The organism is Streptomyces sp. NPDC054847, assembly GCF_053610925.1.
In genome coordinates this window covers 1-12028 of record NZ_JBSGZJ010000204.1, presented here as the reverse complement: position 1 = coordinate 12028, position 12028 = coordinate 1, and the positions used below count along the sequence as shown (strand labels likewise).

Below are 12028 nucleotides of genomic sequence, written 5' to 3'. Positions count from 1 at the left end.
CCCTTCGCGTTACCCGCGTCGCCGCGGCTCCTCACCCCGACTCGCCCCGGCGGCCCCCACGGTCGAGGCAGCAGGAACCGCGCCGGCCGGCGGCACCGAGCATGATCGCTCGATGGTGTGACGATCCGCCTTACGGACGCCGGTGGGTGCCGCGTCCTACGATGATGCTCTCGACACCAGCCACCAGGAGGCCCGCATGTCTGCCGCAGCAGTCGAGCACCCCTGTGACCCCTGTGACGGCGAGCCGCCGACGCTGCTCGAAGAGGCGAATCGCCTCATGGAGCTGCTCCCCGGCCATCGCGTCGAGATCATCGGAGGCATCCTCACCGTGACTCCCTCTCCGGACAGTGCGCATGCCAGGGCACTCACCAAACTCATGCGCCCGTTCATGCTGGCCGGGCTGGACGGCGGTGAGACCGAGGTACTCCAGGGTGTGGGGCTGTGGCTGCCGGACGGCCCCGAGGACTACGCCATCCCGGATCTCGCCATTGTCGACGCCGACATCGATGAGCATCTGATCCGGAACAACTGCTACGACCCCGCCGTCTTCCGGCTCGTCGTCGAGGTCACCTCCAGCAACTACCGCAACGACCTCCGGAACAAGGCCATCGCCTACGCCCAGGCGAAGGTCCCCGTTTATGTGATCGTCGATCGTAAGCACACCAGGATCCACGTGCTCACCAACCCGCTCGCCAGCGAGTACGACAGCCATGAGGTCTACGCCCCGGGCCAGCAGATCGCGCTCCCGGCCTCGATCGGTGCCGAGGTGAAGCTCGACGCGGCCGAACTGCTGAAGGCCGGGGCGCCTCGCCGGTCCGACGACGTCAGCGGCTGAGCCGCTGGAAGCGCCGTACCGCGAGCGGCGCGAAGACCGCCGTGACGACGACCGGCCACACCACCGCCATGAGCAGCGAGTTCTCCTGGATCCAGCTGCCGTCGCTCGCGACCGGGTTGCCGAACAGCTCGCGGGCCGCCGCGGCCGTGGAGGAGATCGGGTTCCAGGCGGCGATCGTGCCCAGCCAGTCCGGCATCGTCGACGGCGGCACGAAGACGCTCGAGATCATGGTCAGCGGGAAGGCCACCGCGTACAGGCCGCCGGCCGCCTCCGGGGTGGGAACGAGCAGGCCGAGCAGGATGCCCACCCAGATCAGGCAGAACCGCAGGAGCAGCAGCAGTGCGAACGCCGCGAGTGCCTTCAGCGGCCCGGCGTCCGTGCGCCAGCCCATCGCGAAGGCGGTCGCCGCGAGGATCGTCAGCTCGGCGCAGGCGACGATCAGGTCGTTGACACCCCGGCCGGTGACCACGGCGGAGGGCGCCATGGGCATCGACCGGAAGCGGTCGATCACGCCCTTCGTCGCGTCGGTGACCACGGCCATGGCCGTGTTCATGAAGCCGAAGGCCATCGTCATGGCGAACATGCCCGGCATCAGGAAGTCACGGACGCTGCCGCCGTCGGGCGACTTCATCGCGCCGCCGAAGACGTAGCCGTAGAGCAGCACGGAGATGATCGGGAAGCCGAGTTGCCAGGCGATGAGGACGGGCTGGCGCCGGTAGTGGGTCAGTCCGCGCCGGACCACGTTCCAGCAGTCGGCCACCGCCCAGTAGGCGCGCCCGTGCCTGTCGTCGAGGCTCAGGTCCACCAGGTCCGTCGTACTCACGCCGCCTCCTCGGTCTGTGTGCCGTGTCCGGTCAGGCGCAGGAACACGTCGTCCAGGCTGGGCCTGCGCAGCCCGATGTCCTCCACGGGGATCCGTTCGTCCTGAAGGGTGCGGGCGACCTCGGTGAGGGCCGCGACCCGGTCGGTCACCGGTGCGTGCACCCGGCGTTCCGGTTCGTCGGTGGTCGGGTCGGTGTCGGCGACCCGGGCCACGGTCTTGGCGATCGCCGGGAGGTCGGCCGCCTCGCGGGCGACGACCTCGATCCGGTCGCCGCCGACCCTGTTCTTCAGGCCGTCGGGCGTGTCGTCGGCGATGGCCCGGCCCTGGTCGATGACGGTGATACGGGAGGCGAGCCGGTCGGCCTCCTCCAGGTATTGGGTGGTGAGCAGGACGGTCGTGCCGCCCGCGACGAGCCGGCGCACCGCGTCCCACACCTCGCCGCGCGAACGGGGGTCGAGTCCGGTCGTCGGTTCGTCGAGGAACAGCACATCGGGTGCGAGGATCATCGACGCGGCGAGGTCGAGCCGGCGGCGCATTCCGCCGCTGTACGTGCCGACGCCCTTGTCGCCGGCGTCCACCAGGTCGAACCGCGCCAGCAGTTCCGTGGCCCGCAAAGCTGCGCGCCTGCCGCCGAGATGGAAGAGGCGGCCGAACATCTCCAGGTTCTGCCGGCCGGTCAGCACCTCGTCGACCGCCGCGTACTGGCCGGTGAGGCCGATGCGCCGGCGCACCTGCCGCGGTTCGCGCCGCACGTCGGCGCCTGCCACCCGCGCCCGGCCGCCGTCGAACCGCAACAGGGTCGCGAGGGCCCGGACGGCGGTGGTCTTCCCCGCGCCGTTCGGTCCGAGCAGGCCGTGCACGGTGCCCTGGCGCACGGCGAGATCGAAGCCGTCGAGGGCCCGTTTGTCCCCGTACCGCTTCTCCAGTCCTTCTGCCGAGACGGCGTATTCGTCCACTGAGCCCCTCCGAGACGAGTCAACTGAGTACGGCGTACCCATATGAGAGTACACCGTACTCAGTTTCTGTTCAGGCGATTACGCTGACCCCATGACGACTGAGACGAGCGGCAGCAAAGACGTCTCGCGCAGCCTCGAACTGCTCTGGGGCACCGGCGAGCGACCCTCACGCGGCCCCAAGCCGGGCCTCACCCTCGACCGGATCGTCGGCGCCGCGATCGGGATCGCCGACGCGGAGGGCCTTGCCGCCGTCTCGATGCGCCGCCTCTCCACCGCGCTGGGCACCGGCACGATGTCCCTCTACCGCTACGTCCCGGGCAAGGCCGAGCTGCTCGACCTGATGCTCGACCGCGTCACGGGCGAGCCCCTGGAGAACGACGCGCACCCGCCGGAGTCCGACACCTGGCAGGACGCCGTACGCGCGATGGGCCGCGCCCACCTCGAGCTGTTCCGGGCGCATCCCTGGCTGCTGAAGGTCAACCAGTCCCGTACGGTCCTCGGCCCCAGCGCCGTACGGGGGTTGGACGCCTCACTGTTCGCGCTGCGGGAGATGCGGCTGACGGACCCGGAGCTGATCTCGGTGATCATCGCGGTACAGAGCTTCGTCACCGGCATCGCGCGCATGGAGCTCGACGCCGCGGAGGCGGCGAAGGAGACCGGGCAGAGCGAGGAGGAGTTCTGGCGCGCTCAGGAGCCGTTCCTGTCGAAGGCCATGGTCAGCGGCGAGTACCCGACCCTGGCGCATCTGTCGGAGGACGCCTTCACCTCGGACTTCGACCACTTCGCCTTCGGCCTGGAACGCCTGGTCGAGGGGTTCGAGACGCTGGTCCGCGCACGGGCGAAGGACGTCTGACGGCCGCGAGGGCCACCGGGCCCGCGGCCGGACGCCTCAGCCCCGGCGCCGGCGCAGCGCGAGGACCAGCACCGCGCCGCCGCCGAGCACGAGCAGGCCGTACGTCGTGACATCGCCCTTCTCGTCGTTCCCGGCGGCCTTCCCGCCGTCCGCCGGCGCGCCGGGCCTCTTCCCCTCGCCTCCGGAGCCCGGTTCCTTCTCGACCGGCACGCGCTCGACGGGGCTCTGCTCCCCCTCGGTGCCGATCATCAGCGCCGTGCCGTCCGTCGTGTACGTCACCGACTCCGACTGGCCCTGGATGGGCGCGCGGACACGGTGGTCGGCCCCGAGGCGGCCGTCCTTCCACTCGTAGCCGCGGGCGCTGAAGTAGGAGCGGAGCACCAGCTCCGTGCCGTCCGGCGAGAAGGCGCCGTCGGTCACCCACGGCACCTCCCCGATCCGCCGGAAGACGTTGGTGGCCTTGGCGTCGAGCGTGGCGGGGCCTTCGTAGAGGCCACCGCCGTCCTCGTTCTTCGAGGCGATGTAGACGCGGCCGGTCTTCGGATGCACCATCAGCGCCTCGGCGTTGCGGGCGCCGTCCGCGTACTTCACGTCGAACTGGGTGGCGGTGACGGTCTGGTCGCGCAGCCGCTCCGGTTCGGGGAAGCGGTAGATCCAGACGTGGTCCCAGCTGCCGTCGAGGTTGTCGCCGATGTCACCGACGTAGATATTGCCGTCGGGGCCCACGGAGATCGCCTCCATGTCCCTCGGCTCGCCGACGCCGCGCAGGGTGATGGTCGCCACCGTCTCGCCCGTCGCCGAGTCGACGCCGAAGATCCGCGGCTGGTCCTGGTCGTTGTGCGTCCAGTAAATCCCGGGGTGCGCCCGGCTCGCCGCGAGCCCGCTGGACTCGGTGATCCGCGGGTCCTTGATCGTGAACCCCTCGGACCCGCCGTCGGCCGCGGCGACGGGGCAGGCGGCGGCGAGCACGAGCGCGGCCGCCAGGCCGGTGACGTACGGAAGCGAACGCATGCCCCAAGCCTGCCATCCCCGCCGGGCGTCTCCTACGGGCGTACGGCGGTGACCAGCCACGCCGTGCTGCGCAGCCGGACGGCGCCGTCCGTCTCGTACGGCCGCAGGATGTCCGTGAGCCGGCGCCGGGCCCGCTCGCCGGTCGCCTCGTCGACCTGGCTCAGCAGATGGCGACCGGGTCCCGAGCCCATGAGGAACGCGGTGGCGTCCTCGGCGTCACGTCCCCATCTCCCGTACGCCTCGGCGGGCTCGACCGCGACGCCGGTGAACCCGGCCGCCGTGAGGACCTCGCGGACGCGGCCGGGATCGGCCAGGGAGAACATGCCGGGCCCGCCGGTGGCGCCGAAGCCGCCCATCGGCAGCAGGTCCCGCAGGCCGGCCAGCGCCTGGATCCACTCGTTGCCGTCCCCGCCGGCGACGAGGAACGCCGCACGGCCGCCGGTGCGCAGGCCGCCGCCGATGTTGGCGAAGGCGGCCACCGGGTCGGCGAAGAACATCACGCCGAAGCGGCTGATCGCCACGTCGAAACCCCGGCCCGTGAGGGGATGGACCTGGGCGTCGCCGTGCTCGAAGGTCACGTTGACGAGGTGTTCGGCGCGTGCGGACTCCCGGGCGCGCTCCAGCATCGGCCGCGACAGGTCCAGGCCGGTGGCGTGCCCGTCGGCCGCGCGGCGGGCCGCGAGCCTGGTGGTGGCGCCGGTGCCGCAGCCGACGTCGAGGACCGAGTCCCCGCGGCCGAGGGCGGCGGCGGCGAGCAGCGCCTCGTTGAAGCCCTCGTTGACGGCGTCCCAGCGGTCCTGGTTACGGGCCCAGTGGGTGCCCTCGTACCCGTTCCAGGCCTGCTCCTGCTCGGTGTTCACGATGTGTTCCACGACGGTGCCTCCCGCTAGAATGGGCGTACGCCCAAACAGTATGGGCGCTCGCCCATTCTGTCCATCGCGCCACGCAGAAGACCCGGAAGGCCCTGGATGTCACCCCGTGGAGTAGCCGTCCCCGACGCCCGCGAACGCCTCTTCGCCGCGGCGGAACGAGTCGTGGCCCAGGGCGGCCCCGGCGCACTGACCAGCAGGGCCGTCACCGAGGAGGCGGGCTGCTCGAAGGGGCTGCTGCACGCGCACTTCGCGGGCGGGCTCGACGAGTTCGTCGCCGAACTGGTCCTCGACCGGCTCGCCCGCACGGCCGCCCTGGCGGACCGGCTCCCCTCACGTGCGGGCGAGGACACCGTCACCGCGAACCTCACCGAGGTCGCCACCGTGCTGTTCGCCTCCACGGGGCCGGCCGTCTCCGGGCTGGCCCTCACCCGCCCCGGCGTCGCGATCCGCTTCCGCGAGGCGATGGCGGCGGGCGCACCGGGCTTCACCACCGTCCAGGAGGCGGTCACCGCGTACCTGCGGGCCGAACAGCGCCTCGGCCGCGTCGACGGCCGGCTCGACGCGGAGTCCGTCGCCCTCGCGCTCGTCGGCACGGTCCACCACCTGCTGATGACGAGCCATCCGGGCACTCCCGACCCCCACGCGCAGATCCGGCGACTGGTCGCGGCACTGGCGGGTGGCGGGCCTCACATCGCCCACCAGTGACGGGTTACCGGTGGGTTCAGCGATGATGTCGACCATGCGATTCCTGTTCGTCGGCGACTCCATGACCATCGGACGCGCCGGCGACTTCACCTGGCGCTACCGGATGTGGCAGCACCTGACCGCCGTCGGCGAGCCCTTCGAGATCGTCGGCCCGCGGCGCGAGCTGTACGACACGGAGGCGAACGCACCCGTGTCCCACCGGTACGCCGACCCCGCCTTCCCCGCCCCCGCCCGCCGCCATCTGGCCGGCTGGGGTGAGGGCTGGCTGCACATGGCTCCCCTGATCCGCGGGACCCTCGCCGAGGAAGGGGCCGACGTCCTCCTGGTCTCGCTGGGCCTGATAGACCTCGGCTTCTACACGGACAGCGACCAGACCGCCCGGAACGTACGGGAGTTCATCGCGCAGGCCCGCCTGGCCAACCCGCGCGTCCGGATCGTCATGCTCCCGGTCATCCCGAACATCCGCGCCCGGTCCGACCGGCCCTTCGCCGCCGAGTGCGAACGGTTCAACGACCTGCTCGCCAAGGCGGTGGCCGACCTGGACACGTCCGCGTCGCCGCTGCTGCTGGCCTCGCACCCGCCGTCGTACGACCTCGACACCGACACCTACGACGGCACCCACCCCGGCCCGAGCGGCGAGATCAAACTGGCCGGGGCGTTCGCGACGGCGATGCACCAGGCGTGGGGACTGGGCGGGGCGTACGGCGTCGCCGCCTGAGCGGCCTCCCCGCGGAAAATCCGGGTGCGGGCGTCTGCCCCGGCTGCGAGGCTGCCCGTATGTCCACGTTCGAAGACCTCCTCGCCGAAGGCGAAGCCGTCCCCACCGAGGGCTGGGACTTCTCCTGGTTCGCCGGCCGCGCGACGGAGCAGCGCCCGTCCTGGGGCTACGCGAAGCTCCTCGCCGAGCGTGTGCCGAAGGCCGAGGCGGTCCTCGACATCCAGACCGGCGGCGGCGAGGTCCTCGCCTCGGTCCCGGCCGCCCCGCCGGTGCTGGCGGCGACGGAGTCCTGGCCGCCGAACCTGGAGATCGCCCGGCGCAATCTCGCCGGGCTGGGCGCGACGGTCGTCCACGCCGACGACGCGGCCGATCTGCCGTTCCCCTCGGCCCAGTTCGACCTGGTCGTCAGCCGCCACCCGGTCGTCACCCGCTGGGACGAGGTGCGCCGCGTGCTGCGCCCCGGCGGCACGTACCTCTCGCAGGCCGTGGGTGACGGATCGGTCCGCGAGCTCACCGACTTCCTGATGGGCCCGCAGCCCGTCGACCCGTCACGCAGTCCGTTCATGACCGTCACGGCCGCGGAGGCCGCCGGCCTGGACGTGGTCGATCTGCGACAGGAAGCGCTGCGGACGGAGTTCCACGACATCGCCGCGGTGGTCCACTTCCTGCGCAAGGTGATCTGGATCGTCCCGGGCTTCACCGTGGACGCGTACCGCGACCGGCTCGCGGCCCTCCATGACTTCATCGAGCGCCACGGGCCGTTCGTGGCCCACTCCAACCGTCTCCTGATCGAGGCCCGCCGCCCGCGCGACTGACGCCGGCCGGTCCGCGATACGGTGCCGCGGGGCCGCCGAACCTGGAGATCACGCAGATGACCGTCATACGCCGCCTGGCGCTGTACGTGGCGCTGCCGCTGGCACTCGCCGTCGTCGCGGGCTACGGCTGGTACCGGCTCAGCGACACGGGCAAGCGCTGGCGCTACGAGGACAAGCTGGCGACGTACTGCCAGGGGCTGATCCCGCCCGAGGAGTCGGCGGTCTTCACCGGCTACGACACGGAGCAGGGACTGCCGAACGATGTGCACCACGGCGGGTCCGACGGCTACGAGTTCTGCGTGGTCGGGAAGAAGACGCTCACCATCGCCCTGATCCCGGAATCCGCCCGCGACGACGACGGCGCCCGCGGCGTGTTCGACGAGCTGCGCTCGAGCAGGACCGGCACCCTGCCGATGCCGCTGGGCGGCGGCTGGCACGGTTACAACGACCTCGACAGCACAGCCGTGGTGCTGAGTTGCGGCAACAAGGACGCGTCCGTCGTCGTCGGCACGGCCGGCCGCGGCCGCGCGGTGGCGGGCCGCACCACCGCCGAACTCGCCGCTGCCACCGCGGTCCGGGCGGCCGAGCACTGGAACTGCGAGGCCGAGCCCGGCGGCCGGATACCTCCCGTCGCCGCGGAGCCGGAGGAGAAGTCCCGCTTCGAGGCGAACGGAACGTGCGCCGGCATCCCGATGCGCGACATGGACACCGTCCACTGGATCAAGGAGACGCCGACGGCGGACTCCTTGGTGACGGAGAGCTGCGTGCTCGGCGAGACCAAGGCCCGTGCCGAGGAGCTGTTCCAGGTCCGCGCCTACTTCGGCCCCTTCGCACAGGCGTGGTACCCGGGTGACCAGCCCGGCCGGGACGCGGGCCGCAACGGCAGCGACTTCCTCTGGGCCACCGCCGAGTGCCCCGGGACCAGCGCCCGCGCCGTCTTCACGATCTCCAGCACGGTCTACGTCCACGAGGACGTCGAGGACTTCACCCGCGCGGCCCTCAAGGGCTTCGCCGAACGCTCGGCCGGGCAACGCGGCTGCACGGACCTGAAGCTCCCGGGCTGAGACCCCGACGCCGCCCCTGCCGCGACGGGGTCTCAGCCGGTGCGCCCGGCCCGCTCCAGGACGGCGAGCACCGCCCGGGTGACGACGTCCGGCCTGCTGCTCTGGATGTAGTGCCCCGCCGCCGGAACCACCGCGTGCTCCCCGCCGGCAACGGACGCGGCCACGGATTTCTGGAGTTCCGTCCACCGGCGTCTCATCCCCTGCGGCATCCCCCGGCTCGCGCTGAGGACGGTCACAGGCACGTCCGGCAGTCCCGACGCGGCGCGACGGCGCCGGATCTCGGGCGTGGCCTTGACGATCATGCGGTACTCGTCGACGGCTGTACGCACCTGCTGCCGGCCTCCGGAGGCGGCGAGCCAGGCGGTGACCAGCAGTTCCCGCACCCGCGGATCGTCGGACGCACGGGAGGCCTCACGCACGGCACGCCGGTGGTTCGACCGGCCGGTGAGCCGGAGCGAGGTACGGACCGCGAGCTGACGCGCGTACGTTCCTTCGGCCATCCGTCCGGCCCACGGCTGGAACTCCTCGTGCGAGGGGTCGAGGAGCACGAGCCCCGCCACCAGGTCCGGCCGGGCCCACGCGACGAGCTCGGCCAGCTGGCCGCCCCAGCTGTTGCCGACGAGGACGCAGGGGCCGCCGCCGGCCCGGGAGAGCAGCGCGGTGAGATCCTCGACGGCCGAGTCGAGCGAGAGCCGGGGAACCGGGTCGCTCAGGCCGAGGCCCGCCCGGTCGTACGCGATCACCCGGGTGCAGCGGGCGAGAGGCGCCAGCACCGGCGTCCACATCATCGACGACCCGGCGCTCGGGGCGTCCAGCACGACCGCCGGCGCGCCCTCGCCCGCCTCGATCCAGCGCAACTTCCGGCCGTGCCGGTCCAGTTCGCCGCGCAGCGCCCCGCCGGGCACCAACGCTCGGACGGCCTCGACAACCGCGTCGTCCACGACTTCCCCTCCAGATCTCGCAACCGGCGCTTGCGCCAACGAATCCGCGCGGGCGTCGGTTCCGCCGGGGGAGCTGGAGGGTGCTTCCTGGCCGGTACTTGATCCTTCGGCCGGCGCCGGACCGGTTCCGCGCCTTCGGCGTCAGCCGGTGAGCAGGTCCGGGTTGTCGGCCAGGGAGGCGAGGTGGGCACGCGGGTCGGCGATCAGCCTGCGGGTGGTGAGGTCGAGCATGCCCGCCACGCCGGAGATCTCGGCGGCGACCGTGCCGTCGTCCTTGACGATCTGCTGCTCGACGGTGAAGGTCTTGCCCTCTCCGTAGACGAACCGGCAGGTCACCCGCACTTCGTCGCCGCCGCGCAGCTCGCGCAGGAACTTGACCGTCACTTCGAGGGCGACCGGCCCCACGCCGCTGGCGAGCAGCTTCTCCTGCGGCAGACCGGCGGCACGGAGCAGTTCCCAGCGTGCGTGCTCGGCGTACTGCAGATAGACGGCCTGGTTCAGATGGCCCTGCGTGTCGAGCTCGTAGCCCCGCACGGTCACGTCGGCGAAGAAGGTCATGCCGACGGCAACAAGGGTGGTCCGGGCCGGTATTCCCGCCGGCGTGGGCCCGCGGGGCAACGGGGCGCGCGTGCCCGGCCCTCGGTGGGGAGCGGCCCACAACGGCCGGATCCCGCCGCTCCTCAGAGCGCGGCCCGCGTCAGCCGGTTCGCGAAAGTCGACATCGTGTACGTGCCGATGCCCATGACCACCTCCAGCGCGTTCTGCGAGGTGAAGCCGTGCGCCAGGAAGTCGCGCAGCTCCTCGTCTCCGACGGCGCCGGCGGTACGGAACACCTCGAGCGTGAACCGCCGTACCGCCTCGAGCCGTTCGTCGTTGAGCGCACGCTGCTCGGACAGCGCCGCGATCAGTTCCTCGTCGGCGTCGAGCGTGCGCAGTTTCCCGGTGTGCATGGCCACGCACACATGGCATTCGTTGCGCGCGGCGACGGTCATGACGACGACCTCACGGGCCACCGGGTCGAGCGTCGTCGTCTCGAAGGCGGCGCTCAGCTTGAGGAAGCCCTCCAGCAGGTGCGGCGACTCGGCGAGCCTGGCGACCGCGGACGGCAGACGGCCGAGCCGCTCGGCGGTGGCCTCCATGGCACGGCGGGACGCGGGTGGGGCGGATTCCAGGGTGTGTTCGGTGAACATGGGCCGACTCCTACAATGGACAACATGGTTGACGAACCGCTCCCCGAGAACGTAAACCAGGTTGTCGAACGGCGCAAGACGATTGCGGACCCGCCCGGTTACGAGCTGCCTCTGCTCCTCTTCGCCGGGTTCCGCTCGCTCATCGACAAGCTGCACGCCGAACTGGCCGAGCAGGGTCACCCCGACGCGCGGCCCGCCCACGGCTTCGCCATGCAGGCCATCGGCGCGGAAGGGGCCACGGCCAGCGACCTCGGCCGACGCCTCGGCGTCTCCAAACAGGCGGCCGGCAAGACCATCGACCGCCTGCTCTCCCTCGGTTACGCGGAACGCGCCGACGACCCGGCCGACGCCCGCCGCAAGCTGATCCGCCTCACCCCGCACGGATTCGACGCCCTCGCCCGCTCGGCGGCGATCTTCGACGAACTGCGCGCGGAATGGGCGCGGGCGATCGGCCCCGACCGCCTGCGCGACCTCGAATCCGCCCTGCGCACACTCACCCCGCCGGGCAGCATCCGCCTGGACGCGGCGGGCTGGCTGAGCGGCGCCTGACCCGTTCCGGGGTCGTGACCGGTCACTGTGAGTATCGTTGTACGGCGCGGCTGTACGCGTTCGAGCGGCAGCCGGGGAGGAGCGCCACGATGACCGCCTTGGACGAGCGCAGGATCGAAATGGCCGAGAACAGCGACGAACGCACCCTGGACGAGATGTTCCAGTGGCTCGAGTCCGCCCCCGAGGGATTCAAGGTCGAGATCGTCGAGGGGGCCGTCTTCATGTCGCCGCAAAGGGACATTCACTGGCAGATCATTCGCCGGATCGTGCGGGCGCTCGAGGACCGCTTCGGCATGGACGTAACGGTGATGTCGGACGTACGGATCGACTTTCCCGGAACGCTGAACGGCTTCGCTCCCGATGTCGCCAAGATCAAGGATGGTGCCGGGAAGGACGAAGCGGGCCGCTGGCGCTACCAGGACGTCGAGTTCGTGGCCGAGGTCATCTCCAAAGGCACGGGGCACAACGACTACGGCCCCAAGAAGGCCGCGTACGCCGCAGCGGGGGTCCCCGCCTACCTCGTCGCCGACCCGTACCAGCGCAAGTGTCACCTCTACACCGCCCCGAAGGAAGGCGACTACACGACGGAGACGGCCGTCGCCTTCGGCACGGACCTCGATCTCACCGGCACCCCCGCCGGCCTCACGCTCACCACCAGCGACTTCCCCCGCGCGTGAGGCCGCGCCGGGCGTGGGC

Annotated in this window: 15 protein-coding genes; 8 read left to right on the top strand and 7 right to left on the bottom strand. The window is 71.6% G+C overall.

Annotation, left to right across the window (positions count from 1 at the left end):
* The first annotated feature begins 196 nt into the window (after positions 1-196).
* Positions 197-835 carry a Uma2 family endonuclease gene (locus ACWGH4_RS20440; protein ID WP_453462738.1) on the top strand — a complete coding sequence of 213 codons (639 nt, stop codon included), beginning with the start codon at positions 197-199 and terminating at the stop codon, positions 833-835.
* Here the strand turns inward: ACWGH4_RS20440 and ACWGH4_RS20435 are convergent.
* Complete coding sequence (locus ACWGH4_RS20435; RefSeq protein WP_453462735.1) at positions 825-1658, bottom strand: ABC transporter permease; 834 nt, start codon at positions 1656-1658, stop codon at positions 825-827. The two genes, ACWGH4_RS20440 and ACWGH4_RS20435, sit on opposite strands and share 11 nt — an antisense overlap.
* Positions 1655-2656: an ATP-binding cassette domain-containing protein gene (locus ACWGH4_RS20430; protein WP_453462732.1), complete on the bottom strand. Its 1002-nt coding sequence runs from the start codon at positions 2654-2656 to the stop codon at positions 1655-1657. The genes ACWGH4_RS20435 and ACWGH4_RS20430 overlap by 4 nt, the downstream gene beginning before the upstream one ends.
* A gap of 49 nt (positions 2657-2705) precedes the next feature.
* Here ACWGH4_RS20430 and ACWGH4_RS20425 point away from each other — a divergent pair, with 49 nt between their 5' ends.
* Complete coding sequence (locus tag ACWGH4_RS20425) at positions 2706-3467, top strand: TetR/AcrR family transcriptional regulator (protein ID WP_453462730.1); 762 nt, start codon at positions 2706-2708, stop codon at positions 3465-3467.
* 36 nt (positions 3468-3503) lie between these two features.
* Here ACWGH4_RS20425 and ACWGH4_RS20420 read toward each other — a convergent pair whose 3' ends face one another.
* Both ACWGH4_RS20420 and ACWGH4_RS20415 read right to left on the bottom strand, forming a co-directional pair.
* Positions 3504-4478 carry a WD40 repeat domain-containing protein gene (locus ACWGH4_RS20420; protein ID WP_453462727.1) on the bottom strand — a complete coding sequence of 325 codons (975 nt, stop codon included), beginning with the start codon at positions 4476-4478 and terminating at the stop codon, positions 3504-3506.
* Between the two features lie 32 nt (positions 4479-4510).
* A complete protein-coding gene (locus ACWGH4_RS20415; protein WP_453462724.1) occupies positions 4511-5350 on the bottom strand; it encodes a class I SAM-dependent methyltransferase in 840 nt (279 codons plus the stop codon).
* 96 nt (positions 5351-5446) lie between these two features.
* On the opposite strand from ACWGH4_RS20415, the gene ACWGH4_RS20410 reads away from it, so the two are divergent.
* From ACWGH4_RS20410 to ACWGH4_RS20395, 4 genes are read left to right on the top strand one after another with little or no spacing between them, the layout of a single operon-like run.
* Positions 5447-6055 carry a TetR family transcriptional regulator gene (locus tag ACWGH4_RS20410; protein ID WP_453462722.1) on the top strand — a complete coding sequence of 203 codons (609 nt, stop codon included), beginning with the start codon at positions 5447-5449 and terminating at the stop codon, positions 6053-6055.
* A 34-nt stretch (positions 6056-6089) separates the two neighbouring features.
* Positions 6090-6773 (top strand): GDSL-type esterase/lipase family protein, encoded by a 684-nt coding sequence (locus ACWGH4_RS20405; RefSeq protein ID WP_453462719.1) that lies wholly within the window; start codon positions 6090-6092, stop codon positions 6771-6773.
* A gap of 59 nt (positions 6774-6832) precedes the next feature.
* Complete coding sequence (locus ACWGH4_RS20400) at positions 6833-7588, top strand: class I SAM-dependent methyltransferase (protein ID WP_453462716.1); 756 nt, start codon at positions 6833-6835, stop codon at positions 7586-7588.
* 56 nt (positions 7589-7644) lie between these two features.
* The gene (locus ACWGH4_RS20395; protein ID WP_453462713.1) at positions 7645-8652 is read left to right on the top strand and encodes a hypothetical protein; all 1008 of its coding nucleotides are present in this window, start codon (positions 7645-7647) and stop codon (positions 8650-8652) included.
* 32 nt (positions 8653-8684) lie between these two features.
* Here the strand turns inward: ACWGH4_RS20395 and ACWGH4_RS20390 are convergent, their stop codons facing one another.
* The 3 genes from ACWGH4_RS20390 to ACWGH4_RS20380 all read right to left on the bottom strand — a co-directional run bounded on the left by ACWGH4_RS20390 (position 8685) and on the right by ACWGH4_RS20380 (position 10783).
* Positions 8685-9593 carry an alpha/beta fold hydrolase gene (locus ACWGH4_RS20390; protein WP_453462711.1) on the bottom strand — a complete coding sequence of 303 codons (909 nt, stop codon included), beginning with the start codon at positions 9591-9593 and terminating at the stop codon, positions 8685-8687.
* A 141-nt stretch (positions 9594-9734) separates the two neighbouring features.
* The gene (locus ACWGH4_RS20385; RefSeq protein WP_441265169.1) at positions 9735-10151 is read right to left on the bottom strand and encodes a thioesterase family protein; all 417 of its coding nucleotides are present in this window, start codon (positions 10149-10151) and stop codon (positions 9735-9737) included.
* Positions 10152-10273: 122 nt separating this feature from the next.
* Positions 10274-10783: a carboxymuconolactone decarboxylase family protein gene (locus tag ACWGH4_RS20380; RefSeq protein ID WP_453462708.1), complete on the bottom strand. Its 510-nt coding sequence runs from the start codon at positions 10781-10783 to the stop codon at positions 10274-10276.
* A gap of 24 nt (positions 10784-10807) precedes the next feature.
* Between ACWGH4_RS20380 and ACWGH4_RS20375 the strand changes: the two genes are divergently transcribed.
* Positions 10808-11332 (top strand): MarR family winged helix-turn-helix transcriptional regulator, encoded by a 525-nt coding sequence (locus ACWGH4_RS20375; protein WP_453462705.1) that lies wholly within the window; start codon positions 10808-10810, stop codon positions 11330-11332.
* A gap of 89 nt (positions 11333-11421) precedes the next feature.
* Entirely contained in the window at positions 11422-12009 is a 588-nt protein-coding gene (locus ACWGH4_RS20370; RefSeq protein ID WP_453462702.1) for a Uma2 family endonuclease, read from the top strand.
* The last annotated feature ends 19 nt before the right edge of the window (positions 12010-12028 follow it).